Raw genomic sequence first — 24,151 nt, forward strand, 5'->3', positions numbered from 1 at the left:
AACAATACAAAATTATGTTACTGGAAATTGTCATGTTTGGTGGAACTACTTTTTGTGAATTTTGATCAACGTGACTGCTCCACTGTAATTGCATCATCAATACTGAAAACGACTATAGCGAGAAAATAGGGTAAGATGCTGTAATCTTCGTGGAGAAATTAAAGTTATGATCACAAATCTGACTACAGAAGTATTTTTGCAACTATCAAAAGGAATAATTAAGCGAAGACACGTATAAATTGCATATTTTCTAGTGATCACCGTCATGATTAACAATCAATAAACAAGTTTATTTTGAACACACTACTCAACAGTTATCAGTTATCAGTTGTCAAGTTTTATTGTGATTTTTAATACAAAAATTAATGATATGCCTGATACAAATGATTTTTTTACAATTATTTACCCCCGCCAGATAAATTTCTGCTTTCGGTGCTGGCTATTTGTATTAACCTTAAAGTGAACGGTATTAAGGGAGTCAGAGTCTCTCACTTCTAAAACCGGTGTGTTTCAGTTGGCGTACAAATCTCGTTATGTAACCTTGATAACTGCGTAGGTAGCTGGTCACTCATTTAATGCTCCTTACTTGTTGTTGTTTTAGTTTGACTCTGGACTTTGTCGGAAGTGATCAAACTTTAGCCACCTATCCAAAAAATGATTTAGATGTTAAGATTTTTTGTCAAGCTCAATCTTATGAGTATAAATACTACAATCTTGTAATTCCATGAATTAAGGGTATGCATCTATGCAATCATCTGGGCGTCGTCGAATATTAGTAGTGGACGATTGTGAACTCAATCTGGCTTTGCTTCAAACTGCTTTAGAAGAAGAGGGCTACGACGTTGATACAGCCAACAATGGGAATATAGCTTTAGCAAAAATAGAGGCTTCGCCACCTGATTTAGTTTTGTCAGATGTGATCATGCCTAAAATGAACGGTTATGAGTTAGCCCGATGTATCCGCCAAAATGAGAAGTTACCTTTCATTCCTATTTTGCTGATTACAGGTACTCAACAGATGAGTAGTATGCAAGAGTTAGATATATGGTTTGATGATTTTATCCGTAAGCCCATCAATTTGGATAGATTGCTTGCACGCATTCAGGCGTGTTGGAACTAAATCAGAGAAAAAGCGGTCAGCCATCTTGATGTGACCACGTTTTGGTCAATGCTGAGAAAATGAGGATTTGAGTTATCACCGTTCCCCAAGCGCTTTTGTATTCATAACGCTAGAAGGGGCTTTGATGAGCTCAAAGAGGGCATCACAACGAATGTTTTTAACAGGTTAATAATCTAACTCTCTTCGACCTTCCAAAGCTCTTGCCAAAGTCACCTCATCGGCGTACTCCAAATCCCCACCCACAGGTAAACCAAAAGCAATCCGCGTCACTTTGGTAAATGGCTTTAGTAATTGACCAACGTACAGTGTTGTTGTTTCACCTTCCACACTTGGACTAATTGCCAAAATCACTTCTTGAGGCTTGTGCTGACTCACCCTTCGCACCAAAGCTTGGATAGTCAACTGTTCTGGACCAATGCCCTCAATTGGAGAAATCACCCCACCTAAGACATGATACTTGCCTTTGAACTCACGGGTTTTTTCCAAGGCAATCAGGTCACGGGAATCTGCTATCACACACAGAGTCGTGTTGTCACGGTTTGGGTTGCGGCAAATTTCACAAACTGGTTCAGCAGATAGGTGAAAACAAACAGAACACAAACCGACTTGTTTTTTTGCCTCAATCAAAGCTTGCGCCAGAGCCTCAACTTCTGCTTCTGGTCGCTTTAAAATATGTAATGCCAGACGCTGGGCAGTTTTAGGACCGACTCCAGGTAAGCGTTGGAGTTGTTCAATTAAACGTGCTAGAGGGCGTGCGTAAACCGTTGTCTTATCTCCAATGAGTTCTAATCATAACTATGATGGCATTTATAAGAGCTTGGTGGGCACTGTTTGGGAGTTATTTGGTTATTCTTTCAACAAACACAGGGGTGTAGGGGAGCCACTGCCCTTCGGGTATCTCCTGCGGAGACGCTACGCGTATCTCCTACGGAGACGCTGCGCGAACGCTCTTAGCGTGCGCTTGCGCTTACGCAGTCGCCTACGGAGGAGCCAGTACTGCGGGAGGGTTTCCCGACAGCCAGGTATCTGGCGTTGGAGACCCTCCTGCAGCGCTGTCTCACCGTGCGGGGGTTCCCCCCGTTGTAGCAAGTGGCGTGCATGTGGCGTGAGCCAGTACTTGATGAGGGTCTCCCTCTCCTGACCCAGACGCTACTTTGAACACGCTTGTTCTGGCGTGAAAAGAGTGTTTTTTCCATTCGTAGCGGGTGATCAGCCTAAGAGGTACTCCGTGGGCGTGGTAGGATATAAGCTCGACAAGTCGTCAATCTTTCCGGAATGTTGCAGGTCATTTTTGTATAATGGTATTGCTCAATGACCTATCTGACCGTATTGAACAGACAGGGATCATTCGCAAACGTAGTGATACGGAGTGAATGTGAACCAAACCCCTAACTTCGGTTAGGAGACGTTATCCAAATCATGACACCTTAAGATTTGCTAGTCTTTTGCCCTGTCGCGGCTAGTTAAACATCTCGCAAGAGAAGTGCTTTGAGCTCCGTTTTATTGGTAGGTACTTCACCCGCTTACCAGGATAGAGCATACCCAGAGTCGTTAGCGATAAACAGTAACTCTTGTTTGCTGTCTAAATGCTGCCTAAAGATATGCCGGAAAAATCGATGGAAACCGAGGCTCAGTTGAGGAAATTCAACAAACTCTTCTGACACCGGACACCGAAATTGTAAAGGAGGAACTCAACGTGTTTAAGCAAATTCTGACAGGTAGCTATATTTTTGTTTTTCTTCTTGTCAGCAGCCTGTCGGCTCATGCACAAGCACCAAAACCTACATCTCCATCTTCATCTCCATCCCCTCAAGTTCCAGGAACATCCCAAACCAAAGTTAGTCCAGAGGAACTTCAGAAATTTGCAAACTCCATAAAACAGCTCACAGCGATAAAGCAGGGAGCAGTTAAGCAGATGGCGGACGTTATAAATAAGTCTGGTCTGACTCAAGAACGATTTTTGGAAATATATAAATCACAGCAAAATCCCCCAGAGAAGCTAAAACGAGCAATGACATCACAAGAAAAACAACAATATGAAAAAGCTTTCACAAGTTTAAAGTCAATTCAGGAACAAGCTGATACAAACATGCAGCAAGTTTTGCAAAAGGAAGGGCTAGGGCTAGAACGTTTCAATCAAATTCAAGTAGCGATCAGCCAAGATCCGGCGCTTCAGCAAAAAGTGCAGCAAATGATTAGAAGCTAGTCTTGAAGGTCACACCCAAAGAGTGTAAGCAATTTTGTGAACATGCACAATTCAGGAGTCAGAATTCAGAATGGGCCGGGTTCATTCTGAATTCTGACTTATTTTTTTATTAATCCCGAGTTGCATTCATTTTGGTAGAATGTCATTTGATCAGTACTAGTCATCACCCCCTCTGACTCAATTATGGATAACGAGGTTGTTCTTTTTCTTGTCAGCGCCAGTGTTTTCATCCTCTATCTCATCTTCTCTGCGTTAACTGAAATGGGCACAAAGTTACCTTGGAAAAAATAGCAGTTTGGTTTTTGACTGATACCCTTTCACGAAAATCCTGATACATTTCACTCCACGGCAGTTGCTCCACTTGGGGAAACCCCAAGACCGCACTGCCTCCCCTACTCCCCCTACTCCCCCTACTTCCCCATATGTATCAACGTTAAAGTGAAACGGTATGACTTTATGCATACACCCTCTAATTGCTTGCTAACTTTTAAATCTCACTTTAGGAGGAGGTGGGTATTTATATTATTGCTACTGCTGCATCGTACACTGTCCATATAATTCCAACAAGAACAGAAGAAGGGAGTGTGGTTTCTATGTCATCCATCATCAGGTTTGCTACTGAACAGGATGCTGAGCAAGTTCTGGAAATTTACGCCCCTTTTTGCGAGTATTCACCTGTGTCTTTTGAAGTTCAACCACCAACTCTAGATGAAATGCAGCAGCGGATTGCAAAAGTCCTAGAGAAGTTGCCTTGGCTGGTGTGCGAACGTGATGGAGAAGTTCTAGGATATGTTTATGCTACACCTCATAGAGACCGAACTGCCTATCAGTGGGCTGTTGATGTATCTGTTTATATCCATGATGCAGTGCGTCGTTCCGGCATAGGACGAGCTTTATATACATCCCTGTTTAAAATTCTGGTACTTCAAGGTTACTACAGCGCCTACGCAGGTGTCACTCTCCCAAACACAGCCAGTGAAAGGCTTCATAAACTGATGGGATTCCAGTTCATAGGGATATATCAAAGTGTAGGATACAAGTGTGGTGCGTGGCATGATGTTGTGTGGTATGAGCTATCTCTGCAACCGCGAAGACCGAATCCCAAGCCTCCCATCGATATCAACGTATTACACAGTACCATTAAATTAGAATACGCTTTGGCAAGTGGATTATCTTTCCTCAAGCTTGGTGTCAATTAAGAAATTATTTCACACACTGAGATTTCTAATTTTTGCCAAACTACCCTGACAAACTGCTAAATTTCAAGTTAAATATTTCAAGATATGCCCCTTCAGAAAGTGGTCAGGTACTGTTTGTGACACAAGAACAAAAAACCTCTCGTTCTTTTGCCGGAATTGCTGGCATTATCGCCGTTGCTACGTTAATCAGCAAATTTTTTGGGCTGGTACGTGAACAAGCGATCGCCGCCGCTTTTGGTGCGGGGGGTGTTGTCGATGCTTATAACTTCGCTTACATGATCCCCAGTTTTCTGCTAATATTGCTAGGTGGGGTTAATGGACCATTCCATAGTGCGATCGTCAGCGTTCTAGCCAGGCGCAAGCAAGAAGAAGCTGCTCCCTTGGTGGAAACAATGACAACCCTTGTGGGTGGTTTGCTGCTTTTGGTAACGATTTTCCTGGTGATATTTGCTCCTAACTTGATTGACTTAGTAGCACCAGGTTTGGATACTGTTCGTGACGGAGCATTCATTAAAGAAAGCGCCATTGTGCAACTGCGGATAATGGCACCAATGGCAGTTTTAGCAGGACTGATTGGTATTGGTTTTGGGACTCTCAACACAGCGAATCAATACTGGCTACTTTCTCTGAGTCCTTTATTTTCCAGCATTATTCTAATTCTTGGTTTGGGTGTACTCGCTCTGCAACTAGGTAGCAAAATTAGCTCTCCTGAATATGCCATTTTAGGCGGAATGGTTTTAGCGGGGGGTACCTTAGCCGGAGCATTCCTGCAATGGTTGATCCAGCAAATTGCCCAAGCACGAGCAGGGTTAGGTACATTGCGCCTGCGATTTAATTTTAAGCAGCCAGGGGTGAGCGATGTACTTAAAATTATGGGACCAGCAACCTTTTCTTCTGGGATGTTGCAAATTAATCTGTATACAGATATGTATTTTGCATCGTTCATCCCCTCTGCTCCTTCTGGGTTGCGTTATTCCAATATCTTGGTGCAAACTCCTTTAGGAATTATTTCTAATATTATTTTGTTACCTTTATTACCAATATTTTCCCGACTAGCCGCACCGGAAAATTGGACAGAGTTAAAATTGCGAATTCGCCAAGGATTCATACTTACTGCCTTCACCATGCTACCAATGGGAGCGCTAATGATGGCGCTGTCTGACCCCATTGTACGAGTGGTTTATGAACGTGGTGCTTTCAACCAAACAGACTCAGCCCTGGTTTCCTCCATACTAGTTGCTTCTGGTTTGGGAATGTTCGTCTATTTGGGGCGAGATGTTTTGGTGCGCGTGTTTTATGCTTTGGGCGATGGTCAGACACCATTTCGCGTTAGTATGATTAACATCATATTCAACGCTTTGCTAGATTGGATTTTGTTTAAGCCTTTTGGTGCGCCGGGTTTGGTACTAGCAACAGTTGGAGTGAATTTCATCTCGCTATTAATGTTGTTATGGTTGCTTGATCGCAGGCTGGATGGTTTACGTTGGCGCGAGTGGAGTTTGCCAATTTTAGGTTTAGCTACTGCAAGCTTGGTAGGTGGAGGAGCAAGCTATGGCACTCTTGAGGTTTTGCAGAAGTTTTTAGGTGAAGATGCTTTACAAATTCAACTGGTGCAAATATCTATTGCTGGTTTAGTTGGCATCGGCGTTTTTGCTGTGATTGTTGCCATGATGAAATTACCAGAGATCGAGATTTTTGTATCTCGTCTGCGTGAGCGCTTTTTGAGAAGATAAATATTGTTATAGTCGTGCTTTACCCCTATCCGCCTCCGGCACCTTTCCCCTTATAAAGGGGAAAGGAAAAAGCCACAAGTTCTTGAATTACCCACTCATTCGCGCAAAACCTCACCCTGCCCTATCGGGCATCCCTCTCCTTACTAAGGAGAGGGAAAGATTTTAGCGCCGATTCAAGCGAGGGTGAGGTTTTGAACGAGATATGTGTACACCGTAGCCTTGATAACGGGGACGGCGTTAGCGGGGGGGTAAAATATATTGCAGCTATCGCTATACCACGCAAGCTATCACAAAGAAACGGTGTCAATATTGCTCTCTATTATACCTCAAATATGTGAGTTTAAGCTCATCTGGCTGGGTGAAACAGTTTCACCCACTTGGATCGCCTAAGTGCGTGAGGTTAAATTTTGTTAAAAAAGGGATTCTAGTACTAGAAAGCATTGATTGCACTAATTCACTCTAGTTAAGAGAAACCTATGAAACTTACAAAATTACTCGCTTCTACAATTGCTGTTGCTTCCGTTGTTCTTTCTGCAGGTATTGCTTCAGCTCAAAACGTTCCAACTCAAGAAACTGCAGCACGTGGTATGAACGGTAGCTACGTTGGTGCTGGTGTTTCTGCTGGCGTCACCAATGGCGGAAGACAAAATGATGCAGCTACATTAGGTGGAAATGTTCAAGGACGGTACGCTGTTCCTAATGCGCCTGTTTCTGTTCGCGGTTCTGTTTTGTTTGGTGGTGATTCAACGGCAATTATACCAACATTAACATACGATGCCCCCATCGCGAAAAACACTAACGTTTACATCGGTGGTGGTTACGCTTTTCAGACTAATGAAGGTTATGCAAGCCAATTGGGAAATAAGAATGCACCTGTCTTAACTGTTGGTGCAGAAACACAAGTTGCGAAAAACACCGTTCTCTATGGTGATGCCAAGTGGGGTATTGACGCTTATAGGGGCAGTGATTCTGACGCCCTTAGCTTACAAGCCGGGGTTGGTTACCGCTTCTAATCCTTCATAGTCAGTAAAGAAGGATTCTGATGCGAAATCACAAAATGTATAGGAGTAGTGAAGCTTTTCCTCTGATTTCAGGAGCTTCACTGCTCCTTAGCTATTTTTGCAGTCATGAATACAAGTATCGGATTGAGCAACAAAATTGTATAACATGAAAAAGCATTCTATGATTCTGAATGTATTCCTATGCTGCAAAATCCTGTCATTCGCGCCGCTGTTGCAATCAGTCTTGGCGCAATTGCTGGAGCGCTTTCGCGCTATTATCTCGGTTTATGGTTCAATCAGCTTTTTGGTACAGAATTTCCCTACAGCACACTGATTATTAACATCAGTGGTTGTTTTGTGATGGGTTTGTTTACCACATTGTTAATAGGAGCATTAAGAACAATTTCTCTTGATACCCGACTGCTAGTCACCACCGGCTTTTTAGGGTCTTATACTACGTTTTCAACTTATGAGTTAGATACAGCCAAGCTGCTTCAACAAGGTAGCTTAGAAATTGGTTTGCTCTACTGGTTTTGTAGTGCTGTATTAGGAATGGTATGTTTTCAGTTAGGAGTCATCTGCGCTAATTTTTTCCAGATTAGAAACGAATGATAATTCATCAGGAGATCTGCAAAGAGACTTGTGAAAAAATGACATCCAAATCTAAAAAGAATCAAAATTTATATTAGTCTTCCTAACCAAATTCCCAGTTCTATACTAATAAATCCTAATAACGGGCTACCCAACCAATAAAGTAAAGCTGTTTTATAGCCCCTAGCTTGTAACACATTTGAGGTGTCTAGGGCATAAGTAGAAAAAGTAGTGTATGAACCTAAAAATCCCACGGCTACGAATAATTGCACAACCTGAGAAATCCCAAACTTGGATGTAAGGGTAGTAAAAAAACCCATCAAAAAAGCTCCAGTTATATTAATAAAAAAGGTTCCATAAGGAAATGCTGTCCCGAAGCGAGACGCAAAAAATAAAGTAAGATAATAACGACTTAGGGCACCTGGGATTGCTCCTAAGCTAATGGCAAAAATAGTAGAAATAGCAGAATTCATATAAGTCACTAACTGGTTGTTTTATATTTTTTTTAGTGCATTTAAGTCAAGTTATTCGTTTTCACACTTGAAGTTAGTGAGTTATAATATACAACTAATCTGGCAATATGTGAATGCTTTTATAAGATGCCCCTGTTATAGCTGTTTTTATTAGTTATCAGTTACCAGTTATCAGGCAGGAAACGGACTCGTCCACCCCTTGTTCACTGTTTACTGTTCACTGTGCACTGATTTAATGTTTAATATTCAAATTTAGAACATAACTTCCCACTAGGAGATCTCCCACCCACAATTCATATTCGATAGATAAATTCTCTGGTAAAGGGTGTCCGCTCACTGTTAGATGACGAGTAAAATTCCGCAAGCGAATAGGTTTATTTGGTTGTTGTGAATTTTGTTGTTGCAAATCATTTGGCAACCAATAGTAAGTGGTGCCAGAAACGCCCTGTTGCCAAATGTGACGGTAACTCATTTGAGCGTTACCTTGCATAGTCATGACGACTCGTTTTGGAGAAATCTCAAACCACAAGATTCGGCGACTGGTGTTGACATCAGCATTACTTTGCTCTTGGCTACCTATACTCTCTGGACTGAAAAAGTTTGTCATTTCACAATCTGTGACAGGTGGTGCAGTCAGTACTATCTGGAATCGATTACGATCCTTCTGATGCAGTGTCACCGGAGTTTCCACAACAGACCAAATTGGTAGATCTGCGGACATAAGTGATACAGATACTGACTTGCAATGATGAGTTATCATGGGAGTGATCAGGGGTAAAACAATATTAAAAAGATTTTCTTAATACACCTCTACTTATCTCATAGCTGAAAGCAAGAGTGACTTATGCACTAAATTCATTCTGATAAGTAAAGCCACATTGAAAAGCGTAAAATAGAGTCTTTGCGATTACTTAGCTCGACCCGAAGCGTGGAGCGAATTAATGACATTTTACGTTTAATTAGGTTAAGCTACTTAACATCTGCTTGATCATGTTTGCAACTTAATATCTGCTTGATCGTATTTGCAAAATGTCAAATATAGGAATTGGGTTTGGTTTATAAACGAACTCGTTGAGGTAGGGAACAGGGAACGCTTAACAGGGAATAGGGAACAGGGAACGCTTAACATAAACTGTACCTAGCTGAGCAAAAATCAAATAGGGATCTTATATATAGAATGTTAGGATATAACACACTTTTGTAAATGCTATGTCAAATCCATGACTGAGGTGTGACGATTTTGATGACAAGCGATCGCCCCTATATGGCACGGCTGAGGTTGGTACCACTGAGGTTGACATTGGCTTGGGAGATACCAAGGCTTACGATTTTTTGAAGTGCTTGAATTCTTGCCGGACTATTGGGCTTTCCCTCAGCAGCATCGATGGTTGCCCGAAGTTGGTTTATTTCTTCTATTTCTCTTGCAACAACAACTCTCAGGAAAAGAGCTAAACTCAACAGAAGAATCAAACCCAGTCCAATGAACTTGATTCGATGATTCCGTCTGTGTTTCAAGCTTCCTCCCTTAGCGTCTCGGCTCATAAAATAACTTTTCCTCAATTGTGATACTAAGTTGCCTATGTCCCAAGGGGACACGCTGAGTCGCAAGGCGACACGCTGCGCGAACGCGAACAGGGGGAAAAAAAACCGCAGAGAAACAGACAAAGAGATAGGGAGAGAGAAAATTCTCTGTATAAATGCAACGCGCGTATGACATAGCTATTTTGGCATCGCTTCTGTGTTCTTTGTCCCTACTTCTGCGGTGGCAAACCCAGCTTGGTACGAAACTCATCATCGTATTTCGGCTTTTCCCAATTCTTGGCAAGTTTAACTTGTTCAGGAGTCAGGTTTTTGGCACTGAGGTTGGCATCGTTGAGGTTGGCATCGTTGAGGTCGGCACCCCTGAGGTCGGCACGGATGAGGTTGGCAACGCTGAGGTTGGCATCGTTGAGGTTGGCAACGCTGAGGTTGGCACCCCTGAGGTCGGCACCCCTGAGGTCGGCACCCCTGAGGTCGGCAACGCTGAGGTTGGCACCGATGAGGTTGGCAACGCTGAGATCGGCACCGATGAGGTTGGCAACGATGAGGTTGGCACCCCCGAGATCGGCACCGATGAGGTTGGCACCGATGAGGTTGGCACTGCTGAGGCTGGCACCCCTGAGGTCGGCACGGCTGAGGTTGGCACCAATGAGGTTGGCACCAATGAGGTTGGCATTGATGAGGTTGACATCGCTGAGGTTGGCATTGATGAGGTTGGCATCGCTGAGGTTGGCATTGATGAGGTTGGCACGGCTGAGGTCGGCACGGTTGAGGTTGGCACCGCTGAGGTTGGCACCGCTGAGGTTGATATTGGCTAGGGAGACACCAAGGTTTACCATTTCTTGAAGTGCCTGGATTCTTGCCGGACTATTGGGGCGTCCCTCAGCAGCATCGATGGTTGCCCGAAGTTGGTTTATCTTTATCTCTCTTGCAATCACAACTCCCAGGTAAATAGCTAAACTCAGGGGAATAATCAAACCCAGTCCAACAAACTTGAATCGATTATTCCGTTTATGTCTCAAGCTTCGCTGAATAAAATCTTGAGCTAAATCCGATAACGTCAAGTTTCCAACTTGCTCTTGCTGAAATGCCCTTGCCTCCTTCAATGGTTTTCCCTGCAGTAAATAATCCTTCGCCTTTCCCCTCTCTCGCCACTCAATAGCCGCCGTCTCAATTTTGCGTTTTTGTCTGAGTTTGTCTCGGTTCTCATCGAGCCATGCTCGTAACAGCGACCAATGGCGAATCAGTGCTTCATGGGCAACATCAACCACCGCAACCTTACCGGAGTTCGCCCCTTTCTCAATTAAGGTGCTGGTGACAACTAACTTTGCATCAGCTAACTTTTGAATCACCTCCTCCACTAAAGTCGGCGATCGCTGCGATGTGACTAAATCTCGTTGTAAAACCCGCCTGCGAGTATCTTCTGTTCCTTCTCCTAGCTGTGTCAGTTCCAGAAAAATCTGCTTTGCTGTCACTTGCTCCTCAGTTGATAAAGACTCATAAACCTGATTCGCACGTTTTTGCAGCGTTCCCTTGACTCCACCTAGCCGCGTATATGTGGAGAGCGTTAATTTTTCGTCTTCTCGTTGTTGACAAATTTCTTTGAGTGTGTATTGCAACAACGGCAAGCTTCCTGGTGAACCTTCCACATCAGCAAGAATTTGGTTAACGAGTTCTGGCTCAACTTCCAAATTTACCTGTTTAGCAGGTTCGACAATTGCCTGTCTCAACTCTTCTGAGTTCATGGGCGTGACTGTCACCAAATTTTGCTGAATCTGCTGTGCCAGTCCGCTATACTCTTGCTCGGCGCACTTGCCAAAAAAATCTGCTCGCATCGTCAGCACCAAACAGAGTTTATCGCCTGTCTTCTCCAAAGCACCCAACAGGCACTCAAAAAACTGCTGTCGTTCTGTGTCTTTGCACAGGGTAAAAACTTCCTCAAATTGATCGACTACCAGCAGCACTCGCTTGCTGTCCGCAGTGTCAATCAAATATTTTAACCCCTCAGCGTTCTTGGCAATCAATTCCTCTGCTTTTGCTAACTGGGATGCCCGATCAATCCCTGATAACTCCGAATCCACAAAGGCAAGTGCTAAACTTTGCAGTGGATGCTCACCTGGTTGAAAAATCTTGATTTGCCAAGTCTCACTGCCTGACAACCGCCGCCCCGACTTCAACTGATAAAGTAATCCTGCCCTAACGACACTTGACTTGCCACTGCCAGATGCTCCCAGCACTGCCAGGAAATTCCCTGCTCGCACTTTTTCTATGAGTTGGTCTGTGAACGCTTGTCTACCGTAAAAATACTGAGCATCTTCTGGAGTGCAATCAAAGTATTGCAACCCCCGATAAGGGCAAATACTCGTGACAACTGAATGACTAGACTCAATATTTGGCGCTTTCCAAATGCGTGTTAGGTTAATTGCACCACCGGAATTAGCAAACAAGGGACGCTGGGGGAATGCTTGTAAACGTTGATTGAGAATAGAAATGAGAGTGTAATTTGTCACCCACGTGCCGGAATTGCGTTTGGGGTCAAGTGCTTGCAGTAAAGCGTCTGTCAGCACACTATGATTGCTACTAATCGTCTCATAAGCAACCTCAAACTCTCTTGATGCAGCGATAAAACACCTATCTCTTCCTTTTCCCCTATCCCCCGGATCGGCTTCGGCAAAATTCAGCAACTCACCACTGTAACAGCAATCCAACCAGATAATCTGCTGTCTGATTGGACTTTCTTGCAGTAGTTCGCGCAGCCATTTCAAGCGAATTCCCCAGTTTCCCAAATCTGGGTTGACATCGCTGGTAGCGAGAAAGCCTTCCTGAATTCCTTTATTTTTACGCAATCCATGACCAGAAAAATATAGCAGCGCAGTATCTGGAATATTTTTGCCTTCTGGCTTAAATAGTTGGACGATCGCTTCTTCGAGTTGAGTTAATGTAACTTGGGTTTTCTGACCAACGCGAATTGTGTTATTCTGCTTATCCTTAACACCAGGTAGGCGTTTGACGTTAAATTCGCCGTAATCTTGTAAGAGAGTGGCAATCGCCTCCGCATCTTGTGCAGGTGCTGTCAAAGCAGTTAAACGCTCATAACTATAAGTATTAATTGCAACTACCAAAGCGTCTCGGCTCATAGAAGACAGCTTCGCTCCAGTTTTATAGAGTTATTAAACAGATACAGCAATCCTAGATAGATCATGAACAAAAAATAGAAAAACGAACCGCAAAGACGCCAAGGACGCCAAGAAAAGAAAGAGAAGAGGAAGAAGGTGTTTACATCCTATTCAGGAAGGCTGTACGATATCGAGTCAATCTTTTCAGTATAAATACAGTAGTATTATGATAATTTATTTTATTCTTTGAAATTAGCAATTCTTGCTATGACTAAACTTACACCCATCCAGTTAGATGACAACACGATTATTTATATTGAAGCCACAGACGACGTGAACGTTCCCTTAGTTATCGCTGAAGAACCCGCAGAGGAAGAGGAAGAAGCACTGATTGACAAGGGAATCAGTCCGGAAGCTGTGCGCAAGCAAATTGTGCAAAATTTTCAGATCATTCATACCACGATTCGTGCTTACACGGTTTGTAGCCTGAATGCATTTAAGCAACTTCCCATCCCAGGAGTCAACAAAGTGACTTTAGAGTTTGGTATCGAATTGGGTGGAGAAGCAGGCATACCTTATGTGACAAAAGGGACTGCTAAAAGTAACTTGAAGGTTACCGTTGAGTGTTCATTTCCCAAGGAAATAACATAATCTTCTAACTCTGAGGTAATTCACCAAAGCGTTCGCGATAACGAGCTAACAACGCCTCCGCTTCTGCTGCAGCTTCCTCTGGCGTGGGGATAAGTTGTCCATCAACTGAGAAAAAACGCAATTGTTGCTGATGAATACGTGACATATGACTTGATACTTTTGACTTGTTTTGCCCTTACACCCTGCCCAGAGGGCATTGAAACTCTTACGAAATATTAAGGAACATTGCGTTTCTATCAAATCTGGAAACCATAGCGCGAAATTAGCCAAAAGAGCGTGATACCATTCTCTCGGTGAATGTCAAGATTGGGAGAAGACCTTTGACACTACGGGTTGCTGTTGTTGGGTCCGGTCCAGCTGGTTCGTCAGCTGCAGAAACGCTAGCCAAAGCCGGAATTGAAACCTACCTCTTTGAGCGCAAGCTAGACAATGCTAAGCCATGTGGAGGTGCAATTCCCCTGTGCATGGTGAGTGAATTTGACCTGCCGCCGAATATCATTGATCGTCAAGTGCGCAAGATGAAAATGATTTCACCCTCAAATCGTGAGGTTGATATCAATCTAGTAAATGAAGATGAATATATAGGAATGTGCCGCCGTGAGGTGCTGGATGGTTACCTGCGCGATCGTGCGGCAAAACTAGGGGCAAATCTCATTAATGCCACTGTTCATAAACTCGATTTTCCCACCAATAGTACAGACGCCTATACCATTCATTACCTAGATCATACAGAAGGTGGTGCTCTGGGTATTTCTAAAACTCTGAAAGTAGATGTGATTATTGGGGCAGATGGGGCGAATTCCCGCATTGCGAAGGAAATGGATGCTGGGGATTATAATTATGCGATCGCCTTCCAAGAGCGTATTCGTCTACCCAAAGACAAAATGGTCTACTATGAAGACCTCGCGGAAATGTATGTCGGCGACGATGTGTCTCCTGACTTCTACGCTTGGGTGTTCCCCAAATACGACCACGTAGCAGTGGGTACTGGTACGATGCAGGTTAATAAAGCCCGCATCAAACAATTGCAAGCTGGTATCCGTGCCCGTGCTGCCCGTAAGCTGATTGGTGGTCAAATTATTAAAGTAGAAGCACACCCCATTCCGGAACATCCTCGTCCTCGTCGCGTTGTCGGAAGAATCGCTTTGATAGGTGATGCTGCTGGTTACGTGACCAAATCGTCTGGTGAAGGCATTTATTTTGCTGCTAAGTCCGGACGGATGTGTGCCGAAACTATCGTAGAGACATCCAACGGTGGTAGCCGCATTCCTACAGAAGCGGATCTGAAGCTGTACTTGAAGCGCTGGGATCGCAAATACGGACTCACCTACAAGGTGCTGGATCTCCTACAAACCGTATTTTATCGTTCTGACGCCACCCGTGAAGCTTTTGTAGAAATGTGTGATGATCGCGATGTCCAACGTCTCACTTTTGACAGCTATCTCTATAAGACAGTTGTCCCAGCCAATCCCATCACTCAGATGAAAATTACAGCTAAGACAATTGCTAGCTTACTTCGCGGTAACGCTCTTGCTCCCTAAAAGCAACACGAGAAAGTTGTGACAAAGACGACTGCGTCACTTTCACAATGAACAGTTATTTGTTATCAGCAAGTAGTTATCATGTCATCCTCTTAATGGATACAGGAAAATGCCAATCAGTGCTCACAAATTATTTTTTTATAAAAAAAAAGGCTGATTGAACTGATAACAGATGACTGTTCACTATTATCTGAGTATGATTTTTAATTTTCTTTCATAACAAAGTAATAAAATCGAAGCTGGATGATTTCTTCTTAATACTAATTATTTTGTCAAACCCTTATCGATTCGTAATTCTAACCAAGACTCCAACAAAATTGCTTTGATAAGATTTGAAAAAGTTATGCAAAGATTTCACAAAAACTTTATTAATCTATTGGCAAAATTTCTATAAATTTATTAAGGTAGACTGGGTACTTATTTGAAAAAAGCTCCTGTATAGGAGTGAAAGCCTAGCCATGAAACTAAGTTCAGTTTTTGCTGCTACTTTGTCTACTTTTGCTGTGACTTTGATCACAGCACTTGGTTTCCCCAATCAAGCTCAGGGTCTAACTATTTTAGGCAACTCGAGTGGTATCTGGGGAACACCTGATCCAGGGAGCAATACTGACCCGGTTTTTTCCGGTGTGGGAATGAATTCATTTACTTGGGGACGTCCTCATCCAGATGATTTTGAAAACAACTATGGAACTCCTGCAAATCAGCTAACCTTTACTGGAAATCCTTTTTGGGCAGACGATGTTGGTTCGCTGTTTAAGGTGGGCGATCTAGAGTACTACAATGGCAAGGTTGAGGAAAGCACGAGTGTTGATTCCGTGCCTTTAAATCTCACTCTATCATTCACTAATCCTGGTACTTTCAGGGAAGTTTTCAACTTCGGCTTTCAGCTAGTGAATACACCGAACTTAGGACTCAATCCTGAGGACGATGCAGATATTGTGTATATAAAGGACAACTTTAGTACTCGCAGTTTCAATTTTGAAGGAAACGAATATCAACTGAATTTAATTGGCTTTAGCCAAAACGGTGGAAATACACCTGTTAACAAATTTAGCGTTTTAGAAGGTGATAGAACTACAGCAGGCATTTATGCCAGAATGACTCGGATAACACCAGCAAAACAAACTCCTGAGCCAGCAGGTATTGTTGGATTATCAGTTTTAGGCATCTACCTTGTGACTCATAAGAAATCCTTGGGTGTAAAAAAAAGAATAGGCTAAGGTAAATTCACACGTAATTTACCTCATTTATAGCCAGGGCTTTACATCCCTGGCTATTGATTTTGGGAAAGTTAACAACAGGGCCAGGGCGTAGGTGAGACAGCGCTGCGGGAGGGTTTCCAACGCCAGATACCTCTGTCGGGAGACCCTCCTACAGTACTGGCTCCTCCGCAGGCGACTGCGTAAGCGTAAGCGCACGCCCAGAGGGCGAACGCGTAGCGTCTCCGCAGGAGATACCCGAAGGGGCGCAAGGGAGAGGAATACAGTCGGGGCTTGAACCTACGACTGATTAAAAGCGTCCAACTTTGGCGATATGGACGGGGCCTCAAACCCTTGCTCCACTTCGTTCCGCAGCAGGGGGGAAATAAGAGTTAATAGACGATCATTCTTTTTTCCCCATGCTCCGTTCGGCTGAGCGGAAGCCGAAGCCCTACTCCCTTCCCGCCTGCTTCTTTTGGTGAATAGTCCGTTCTCTGGAGTGCCTACAGCAGCGCCTTGCGGTGATTAAGCGTGCTGTGTGTCCGTTTGGGACTAACAAAGTAGCGTCTGTAGAGGAGATACGCGCAGAGTCAAACGAATTGGTTACACCACATACTATTGACACTCTCTCATTTTCCGTAGCGTAGAGTGTCAATTTTTTGAGTGAACAACTCAAGTGATAAGTCAATTGAGGCTAACAATCTATCTTGGGAGCGCAAGAATGAGTTTATCCTCTATCTACTGAAACCACGCCCCCCTTTGGACTCGCTTCCAAAGCGATATCTAAAGACACCTTTGGGCAAGTTAATCTATCAGCTTTGTGCAGAATCAGTATCTCGCTTATTTGGCTATTGTTACTGAACTCCTGATGTTGCAGAAGCACCTTCAGTTGACTGAGGTAAACTGGGCAACTCTAAGCAGTAACCTGCACCATAGACCGTTTTGATATAACGGGGATGGCGGGGATCAGGTTCTAGTTTGGTTCTCAGGTGGCGGATGTGTACGCGAATGGTTTCTATATCATCATCTGGATCATAACCCCAAACTTCCCTAAGAATTTCACTTGGAGAAACTGTCTGACCGTGGCGTTGCAGCAAGCAGTGTAGAAGTTCAAACTCCAAGTGAGTCAATTTTACGGTCTGAGTGAACCATATCGCCTCAAAGCGTTCTGGAACCAAGGTTAGCGGTCCATAGTTCAAAATCTCACTGTGCTTTGCAGCTTGAGGAATTCGATCCGTACGTCGCAAGAGTGCTCGCACCCGTGCCAACATTTCTTCAACCTCAAAGGGTTTTGTCAGATAATCATCTGCACCAGCGTTGAAGCCTTCGACTTTATCCTGAGTTTGGCTCAAAGCCGTTAACATCAACACGGGAATCTCGGCAGTACGCTCATCCCTCCGCAGGCGTTGGCAAACAGTAAATCCATTTACCCTAGGCAGCATCAAGTCGAGCATAATCAAATCTGGCTGTAGCTGGAGAGCAAGCGCCTGACCTTTGATGCCATCTTCAGCTTGGCTGACATCATAACCAGCCATTTCTAAGTTGACGGCAACGAGTTCTGAAATTGCGGCATCATCGTCTATGACAAGAATCCTCGGCATTATTAAAAATTTATTACTACTGATTAAGGATAATTAAGAACCTTTGGTAGATACAAAGATTGCTGTATTGATTATAAAAAATATTTTAAATCTAATATAAACATTAAAATTAAATGATTGTGGTGCTAAACCCAAACTATACTAAAAAACTGTCCTAATGTGTTACTGCTCTTACAGTCCACCGTGGTTTTTGCAAGACGGTACCGTCCAGACTGTCTACACCGCTTTGTGGGCTAGTCGTGATTGGGAACGTACAACACAAAATCCAGAGCCGCCTTATGAAGAAAAAATATTTGTGGGTGCCAAAGGGGTTCCTATCTTTGGCTGGGTAGCCATCCCTGACAATGCTCATGGCACTATTGTCGCCACTTACGGCATTACAGGCGATTTGGACAACCAATGGTACCTCAAGCTATTGGGACGTAAAGCATATGCTCAAGGGTATGCTGTAGTACTGTTTGATTGGCGTGCTCATGGTAAGACAGCTCTGTTGTCGCCAACGTTAACAAGTGACGGGTTGTACGAGGGAGAAGATTTTGTTCGCATCGCAGCAACTGCCAAAGCAATGGGATGCCCAGGAAAATTTTGGTTTATGGGGTATTCTCTGGGTGGACAATTAGCGCTATGGGCAGTTAAGGCTGCGGTGGAACTCGTCAAAGAAGATGCGGATTTAGGGCTAGAAGATAGCGAGATTGGAGGTGCTGCTGTCATTTGTCCAAGTTTGGATTCAAGGCGATCGCTTTCTTTTCTGGTCAAACATCCTGTGGGAAAATATTTAGAAAAATCGATCGCACGCCAGTTGAAGAAACTCGCATGGCAAATTCATGATGCTCATCCTGGAACTATTGAGCCTGAAGCGATTGAAAGAGCTAACAGTATCTGGGGTTTTGACGACGAACTCGTGATAAGGCGGTTGGGTTTTCCTACAGTAGATGCTTACTACGACGCAAGCAGCGCTTTACCACTTCTGCCAAACCTGACAAAACCGACTTTAATTATATACGCTGAAGACGATCCGTTTTTTGAGCCTGTTATTATACCAGAGATGCAAGCCGCTTGTGTTAGTAACTCAAAGATAGATTTGTTGCTGACTCGTTACGGTGGTCATGTAGGATATATCAGTAGTAAAAAGTGTCAGCGCCAAGCACAAGACCCCGATCCGTGGTGGGCGTGGAATAGAATTTTAGAGTGGATAAATCAGCACACAAAGAGTGTCAATCAGCCGATGTGAGAATGATGTACCCTCTCTAATATATGGTTTCCATCTAGGGTGTATCCAAAACAAGTCGTTTCCAATGAGTGACAACCTGAAAAACCAGGCTCACCGATATTGCAGCGCCCCAATAATATGTCGTCAATGAAAACTCCTATATATCTCAATGAAAACTCCTATAAATAAGACTGAACTAATTGCTTTAGTTTAGATATTATATTAGACTAAACGGTTTAGTTTGACAGGCAATGGAACCATAACTATGCTTGAACACTCGAACCTAGAGGGTTCATCTGAGCTAAAACCTACATTTCGTCTACCAATTCTATTAATTATACTTGCAATTATAACATCAGGTGGTATCAGTGTTTATACAGTACAAAGATTTCAGAATGAGGCGAAAGCAGCAAAACAGCAAGCAGTACCTGTAGTACAAGTAACAACAGTAACAGCCCTAGGACGATTAGAGCCAAACGGAGAAATCATAAAACTTTCTGCACCAGCATCAGCAGAAGGAAGTCGGGTTGAACAGTTGCTTGTGCGGGAAGGAACTAAGGTGAAGCAAGGGCAGCTGGTTGCGATTTTGGATAGTCGCGATCGCCTCAGTGCAGCAGTAGCAGAAGCACAAGAACAGGTACGAGTCGCCCAAGCAAATCTTGCCCAAACCAAAGCGGGTGCCAAAAAGGGTGAAATAGACGCGCAAAAAGCAGCGATCGCTCGCCTGCAAGCACAACAAGACACAGAAGTTCTAGCACAACAAGCAACTATTGCCCGCTTAGAGGCAGAAAAGAACACGCAAATCGAGGCACAAAAAGCAACCATTGCTGAATTGCAGGCACAGCTAAACAATGCCTTGGCAGAATACCGACGCTATCAAACACTTTATCAACAAGGGGCGATTTCTACCTCGTTCCAGGATACCAAGCGCTTGAGTTTGACTACAGCGCAGCAAAAAATAGTAGAAGCACAAGCAAACCTCAAGCGCATCGATTCATCCGGAGAACAACAACTGGCAGAAGCACGAGCAAACCTCAAACGGATTCAGACATCTCGCGATCAAGAACTACTCGAAGCTAGAGCAACCTTAGCTAAAATTGCAGAAGTCCGCTCTGTGGATGTAGCAGCAGCACAGGCACAAATAAATCAAGCCATAGCGGCTGTCAAAAAAGCAGAGGCAAATCTAAGACAGGCTTTTGTGCGATCGCCCCAAGAAGGAGAAGTCTTCAAAATTCATAGCCGTCCTGGAGAGTTAGTCTCTAATGACGGTATTGTCGAGATGGGGCAAAACGCTCAGATGTACGCAGTTGCAGAAGTTTACCAAAGTGACATCAATAAAGTACGTTTGGGGCAACGAGTACGGCTACTCAGTGATTCTGTAGCGGGTGAATTGTCAGGGATTGTAGATCGGATTGATTCGCAAGTTCTACGGCAAAACGTGATCAACAGTGATCCCACAAGCAATATTGACTCCAGAATCGTGGAAGTGCACGTAAGACTTGATCAGCCATCCACCCTCAAAGCTGCTAAATTCTCGAATTTGCAAGTCAAGGCGGTGATTTCACTGTGATTGGACTGATAACCCAGCAAATTCAGCAACTAAGGGGGCGAACACCACTAGGATGGCTGCAACTGAGTCACGAAAAAGGGCGCTTTTTAGTAGCATTAGCAGGAATTGCCTTCGCTGATGTTCTCATGTTCATGCAACTGGGGTTTCAAAGTGCCCTGTTTAACAGTAACACCAGACTGCATACTGCCATGCAGGCAGACATTTTTTTAGTCAGTCCCCAAGGACGTAACCTGGCATATTTGACGACATTTCCTCGACGGCGATTATTCCAAGCGATGGATATACCAGGAGTAAAGTCAGCGGAGGGAATGTATCTTGGCTTTCTTGATTGGAAGAATCCGGAAACGCTTAAGAAAAGTGGAGTGCTTGTAATAGGAATTAATCCTAATAAGCCAACCTTTGATTTACCGGATGTTAACCGTCAATTAAATGTTCTCAAGCTACCGGATACAGTTTTATTTGACCGTGGTTCTCAAGGAGATTACGCCAAGATCATAGCCCAAATCGAGCAAGGGAAATCTGTTACCACCGAAATAGAACGGCGGACACTCAATGTTAGTGGCTTATTTAAAGTCGGGGCTTCCTTTATTGCTGATGGTAGTTTGATAACCAGCGACCAGAACTTTTTGCGACTCTTTCCTAGACAACAAGCAAACAGCGTGAATCTAGGTTTGATTCAGCTACAACCAGGTTCTGACCCACAGAAAGTATCAAATATTTTGAAATCTTATCTGGGGAGTAGTCAGGATGTCAAAGTCTTCACAAAAGAGGAATTTGTTCAATTTGAGAAAGACTACTGGCAAAAAAGTACTCCCATCGGCTTTATCTTTAGCTTGGGTGCAGCAATGGGGTTCACGGTAGGGGTGATTATCGTATATCAAGTCCTTTCTACCGATGTGAATGCACATATGAAAGAATACGCCACTTTCAAAGCAATGGGGTATCGCAACGCTTACTTGCTAGGAGTGGTGTTTGAAGAAGCAATCATTATGGCAGTATTAGGTTTTCTACCTGGCATCAGTGTATCCCTGGGACTATATGCTCTTACTCGCAACGCTACCAACTTACCAGTGTTGATGACAATAGCACGAGCCATTCAGGTACAGATGCTAACTATAATCATGTGTATGATATCTGGGGCGATCGCCACTCGTAAAGTCCAATCTGCTGATCCCGCTGATATGTTCTAAATTCGGCGTTGTACACAACCAGAGGACTCAAAGACGCACTGGACGCGGAGAATAACTAATGACTATGACGAATGAACCTGTTATCTCTATTCAAAATCTCAACCACTACTTTGGTAAAGGTCAACTCCGCAAACAAGTGCTATATGATATCAACTTAGAGATTAACGCTGGTGAAATTATCATTATGACAGGTCCGTCTGGTTCTGGGAAAACCACACTTCTGACCTTAGTAGGTGGGCTGCGTTCTGCCCAGTCCGGTCATTTGCGAGTGTTAGGACGAGAACTTTGTGGTGCGAATGCAGAACAACTCACACTGGCGCGACGCAATAACGGCTATATTTTCCAAGCACACAACCTGCACGGTAGCTTAAGCGCACTGCAAAATGTCAGGATGGGCTTGGAACTTCACAAGAGTATAACTCCAGCAGAAATGAAAAAACGCTCAGCCGAGATGCTAGAGTTGGTAGGATTAGGGGAGCGTCTCAATTACTACCCGGATGATTTGTCAGGAGGACAAAAACAACGGGTTGCGATCGCCCGTGCCCTGGTGAGTCGCCCCAAAATGGTTCTCGCAGATGAACCCACCGCCGCTCTTGATAGTAAGTCGGGTAGAGATGTGGTGAACCTAATGCATAATTTGGCGAAAGAGCAAGCTTGTACGATTTTGTTAGTGACTCATGATAATCGTATCTTGGATATAGCCGATCGCATTGTCTACATGGAAGATGGTAAGTTAGCGAAAGCCCCTGCTACCGTTGGATAGCAAGATATATAGCAGCCAACTTCATTTAAGATCACAATACACCCAACAATGCCTGCTTGAACTCCGCCGCACTCTTAAAATAAATTTCTGGCTTTTCCACCAACGCCAAATCAATAACCTCTGCCAGATGTTGCGGAATTTGTGCGTTTCGCGCTCCGATTGGCACGGGGTCATTTTGTAATACAGCCAGGAACCGATCACCGCCTGTGAAGTTGCGAGGGAAAGTTTCAGTAAGCATATAGTAAAGACAAGCAGCAGTAGCCCATATATCTACGTCTGGTTGGGCATATTTGAAGTTAAGCACCTGCTGTCGGGGCATAAAAACCGGAGTACCTGCTTTAGCGCCAGTGAGAGTTTGACCGCTTAAACCAGCTATGTCAAATGCCTTAGATAAGCCGTAATCGCCGACTTTTGCAACAATTTTTTCATCAACGCAGGCAAGGAAGATATTACCAGGTTTGAGGTCGCGGTGAACTAAACCCCTGCCTTTACCAAATCCGCCATCACCCAGTTTGACATAGGGAATTTCAGCATTGTGCGTGTATTCTAAACCGTCGAGAAGTTGTAGAGCAATCGGTACTGCTATATCAATAGATAATCGCCCACCCTGGTGGCGCATCAAATCAGATACACTACCACCCTCGCAATACTCCATAGTAAAGAAGAAAATGTTTTCGGAGTATCCATAATCTATTAGCCGCACTACATTGGGATGTCGTAAAGCTTTAGTGTTTTCCGTCTCCCTGAGAAACATCTGTACAGCACGTTCATTAGCAGCTACTGCTGGTAACATGACCTTCAGTGCTACGAATTTCCCGGATTGATTGTGCTGTGCTAAATAAACTTCCCCACATCCACCTTTTCCCAGCAATTTAACAATTTGATAACCGCGAATTGCAATTAGATTCTTGTCACCATCTTCCGCTAAGCCCAACAAGCGTTTAATAATTTCCAAAAAAATTGGCGGTTGTGTTGGGTTTTTGTTTAGATAAATGGTGCCAGGAGAAAAGTTGGAAATATTTATCTCGTATGGATCAACTTCAATACCAATTGTAAAAACAGTATTACCCAGTTTGATTTCGTCTCCATCCTGCAAGTCATACTCTGGAAATTGGAATTTGGCACCTTCTTCTGGAGTTTGGTTAGTTTGGCGCTGTCCAATTTTTTTTCCATTAACGTAAGTACCATTTCTACTGCCAAAGTCCCGTACCCGGATAGCAGGAGGGTTGATATCTAGCAAACAATGATAGCGGGAGATGGTGCAATGTTCTTCATCATCAGGCAGTTGGAGATTACAATCCATACTTCTACCGATGATACAGCTGGTGCGGGAGTCAAAGATAAATTGTTGTCCCTGAAGTTTGCCTTGGGTGACAGTAAGAGTGATTTTAGCTGACATGGGAAAATAATAGGCTTTGATATTGTTCGTCATTGCGGGTGAATTTTGA

Annotated in this window: 21 protein-coding genes; 13 read left to right on the forward strand and 8 right to left on the reverse strand. The window is 43.8% G+C overall.

Annotated features, from left to right (window positions below; genetic code table 11):
- The first annotated feature begins 745 nt into the window (after positions 1–745).
- A complete protein-coding gene (locus tag DP114_RS18615; RefSeq protein WP_169267729.1) occupies positions 746–1,120 on the forward strand; it encodes a response regulator in 375 nt (124 codons plus the stop codon).
- 165 nt (positions 1,121–1,285) lie between these two features.
- On the opposite strand, the gene recR is transcribed toward DP114_RS18615, so the two are convergent.
- On the reverse strand, positions 1,286–1,900 hold the full coding sequence (gene recR, locus DP114_RS18620) for a recombination mediator RecR (protein ID WP_169267734.1): 615 nt from the start codon (positions 1,898–1,900) through the stop codon (positions 1,286–1,288).
- Positions 1,901–2,816: 916 nt separating this feature from the next.
- Between recR and DP114_RS18625 the strand changes: the two genes are divergently transcribed.
- The 5 genes from DP114_RS18625 to crcB (DP114_RS18645) all read left to right on the forward strand — a co-directional run bounded on the left by DP114_RS18625 (position 2,817) and on the right by crcB (DP114_RS18645) (position 7,871).
- On the forward strand, positions 2,817–3,326 hold the full coding sequence (locus DP114_RS18625; protein ID WP_169267553.1) for a DUF4168 domain-containing protein: 510 nt from the start codon (positions 2,817–2,819) through the stop codon (positions 3,324–3,326).
- Between the two features lie 593 nt (positions 3,327–3,919).
- Positions 3,920–4,525 (forward strand): arsinothricin resistance N-acetyltransferase ArsN1 family B, encoded by a 606-nt coding sequence (locus DP114_RS18630; RefSeq protein WP_169268925.1) that lies wholly within the window; start codon positions 3,920–3,922, stop codon positions 4,523–4,525.
- 116 nt (positions 4,526–4,641) lie between these two features.
- Positions 4,642–6,258: a murein biosynthesis integral membrane protein MurJ gene (gene murJ, locus DP114_RS18635; RefSeq protein WP_169268926.1), complete on the forward strand. Its 1,617-nt coding sequence runs from the start codon at positions 4,642–4,644 to the stop codon at positions 6,256–6,258.
- Positions 6,259–6,734: 476 nt separating this feature from the next.
- The gene (locus DP114_RS18640) at positions 6,735–7,271 is read left to right on the forward strand and encodes an outer membrane beta-barrel protein (RefSeq protein ID WP_171976809.1); all 537 of its coding nucleotides are present in this window, start codon (positions 6,735–6,737) and stop codon (positions 7,269–7,271) included.
- 189 nt (positions 7,272–7,460) lie between these two features.
- Positions 7,461–7,871, forward strand: coding sequence for a fluoride efflux transporter CrcB (gene crcB, locus DP114_RS18645; protein ID WP_171976810.1), 411 nt, complete (start codon positions 7,461–7,463; stop codon positions 7,869–7,871).
- 68 nt (positions 7,872–7,939) lie between these two features.
- Here the strand turns inward: crcB (DP114_RS18645) and crcB (DP114_RS18650) are convergent, their stop codons facing one another.
- The 4 genes from crcB (DP114_RS18650) to DP114_RS18665 all read right to left on the reverse strand — a co-directional run bounded on the left by crcB (DP114_RS18650) (position 7,940) and on the right by DP114_RS18665 (position 12,999).
- Positions 7,940–8,323, reverse strand: a complete 384-nt coding sequence (gene crcB, locus DP114_RS18650) for a fluoride efflux transporter CrcB (RefSeq protein WP_171976811.1) — start codon at positions 8,321–8,323, stop codon at positions 7,940–7,942.
- Positions 8,324–8,555: 232 nt separating this feature from the next.
- Entirely contained in the window at positions 8,556–9,083 is a 528-nt protein-coding gene (locus tag DP114_RS18655) for a hypothetical protein (RefSeq protein ID WP_171976812.1), read from the reverse strand.
- Positions 9,084–9,583: 500 nt separating this feature from the next.
- The gene (locus DP114_RS18660) at positions 9,584–9,865 is read right to left on the reverse strand and encodes a hypothetical protein (protein ID WP_171976813.1); all 282 of its coding nucleotides are present in this window, start codon (positions 9,863–9,865) and stop codon (positions 9,584–9,586) included.
- Between the two features lie 209 nt (positions 9,866–10,074).
- Positions 10,075–12,999, reverse strand: a complete 2,925-nt coding sequence (locus DP114_RS18665; RefSeq protein WP_171976814.1) for an nSTAND1 domain-containing NTPase — start codon at positions 12,997–12,999, stop codon at positions 10,075–10,077.
- Positions 13,000–13,245: 246 nt separating this feature from the next.
- On the opposite strand from DP114_RS18665, the gene DP114_RS18670 reads away from it, so the two are divergent.
- The gene (locus tag DP114_RS18670; RefSeq protein WP_169263986.1) at positions 13,246–13,629 is read left to right on the forward strand and encodes a CU044_2847 family protein; all 384 of its coding nucleotides are present in this window, start codon (positions 13,246–13,248) and stop codon (positions 13,627–13,629) included.
- Between the two features lie 4 nt (positions 13,630–13,633).
- Here the strand turns inward: DP114_RS18670 and DP114_RS18675 are convergent, their stop codons facing one another.
- Positions 13,634–13,774, reverse strand: a complete 141-nt coding sequence (locus DP114_RS18675) for a hypothetical protein (RefSeq protein ID WP_246162577.1) — start codon at positions 13,772–13,774, stop codon at positions 13,634–13,636.
- A 175-nt stretch (positions 13,775–13,949) separates the two neighbouring features.
- Here DP114_RS18675 and chlP point away from each other — a divergent pair, with 175 nt between their 5' ends.
- Complete coding sequence (chlP, locus tag DP114_RS18680; RefSeq protein ID WP_171976815.1) at positions 13,950–15,170, forward strand: geranylgeranyl reductase; 1,221 nt, start codon at positions 13,950–13,952, stop codon at positions 15,168–15,170.
- Between the two features lie 458 nt (positions 15,171–15,628).
- On the forward strand, positions 15,629–16,390 hold the full coding sequence (locus DP114_RS18685; protein ID WP_171976816.1) for a choice-of-anchor K domain-containing protein: 762 nt from the start codon (positions 15,629–15,631) through the stop codon (positions 16,388–16,390).
- An 833-nt stretch (positions 16,391–17,223) separates the two neighbouring features.
- Here the strand turns inward: DP114_RS18685 and DP114_RS18690 are convergent.
- Positions 17,224–17,970 (reverse strand): response regulator transcription factor, encoded by a 747-nt coding sequence (locus DP114_RS18690; RefSeq protein WP_169263989.1) that lies wholly within the window; start codon positions 17,968–17,970, stop codon positions 17,224–17,226.
- A gap of 157 nt (positions 17,971–18,127) precedes the next feature.
- On the opposite strand from DP114_RS18690, the gene DP114_RS18695 reads away from it, so the two are divergent.
- From DP114_RS18695 to DP114_RS18710, 4 genes are all read left to right on the forward strand, one after another.
- Entirely contained in the window at positions 18,128–19,201 is a 1,074-nt protein-coding gene (locus tag DP114_RS18695) for a YheT family hydrolase (protein WP_171976817.1), read from the forward strand.
- Between the two features lie 244 nt (positions 19,202–19,445).
- The gene (locus DP114_RS18700) at positions 19,446–20,750 is read left to right on the forward strand and encodes a biotin/lipoyl-binding protein (RefSeq protein ID WP_171976818.1); all 1,305 of its coding nucleotides are present in this window, start codon (positions 19,446–19,448) and stop codon (positions 20,748–20,750) included.
- Positions 20,747–21,940: an ABC transporter permease DevC gene (gene devC, locus DP114_RS18705; RefSeq protein WP_171976819.1), complete on the forward strand. Its 1,194-nt coding sequence runs from the start codon at positions 20,747–20,749 to the stop codon at positions 21,938–21,940. Before DP114_RS18700 ends, devC begins: the two co-directional genes overlap by 4 nt.
- 64 nt (positions 21,941–22,004) lie before the next feature.
- Positions 22,005–22,703 carry a DevA family ABC transporter ATP-binding protein gene (locus DP114_RS18710; protein ID WP_169264034.1) on the forward strand — a complete coding sequence of 233 codons (699 nt, stop codon included), beginning with the start codon at positions 22,005–22,007 and terminating at the stop codon, positions 22,701–22,703.
- Between the two features lie 31 nt (positions 22,704–22,734).
- Here the strand turns inward: DP114_RS18710 and DP114_RS18715 are convergent, their stop codons facing one another.
- A complete protein-coding gene (locus tag DP114_RS18715; protein ID WP_171976820.1) occupies positions 22,735–24,102 on the reverse strand; it encodes a protein kinase domain-containing protein in 1,368 nt (455 codons plus the stop codon).
- Between the last annotated feature and the right edge of the window lie 49 nt (positions 24,103–24,151).

It is taken from the genome of Brasilonema sennae CENA114 (assembly GCF_006968745.1).
Taxonomy (GTDB): Bacteria; Cyanobacteriota; Cyanobacteriia; order Cyanobacteriales; family Nostocaceae; genus Brasilonema; species Brasilonema sennae.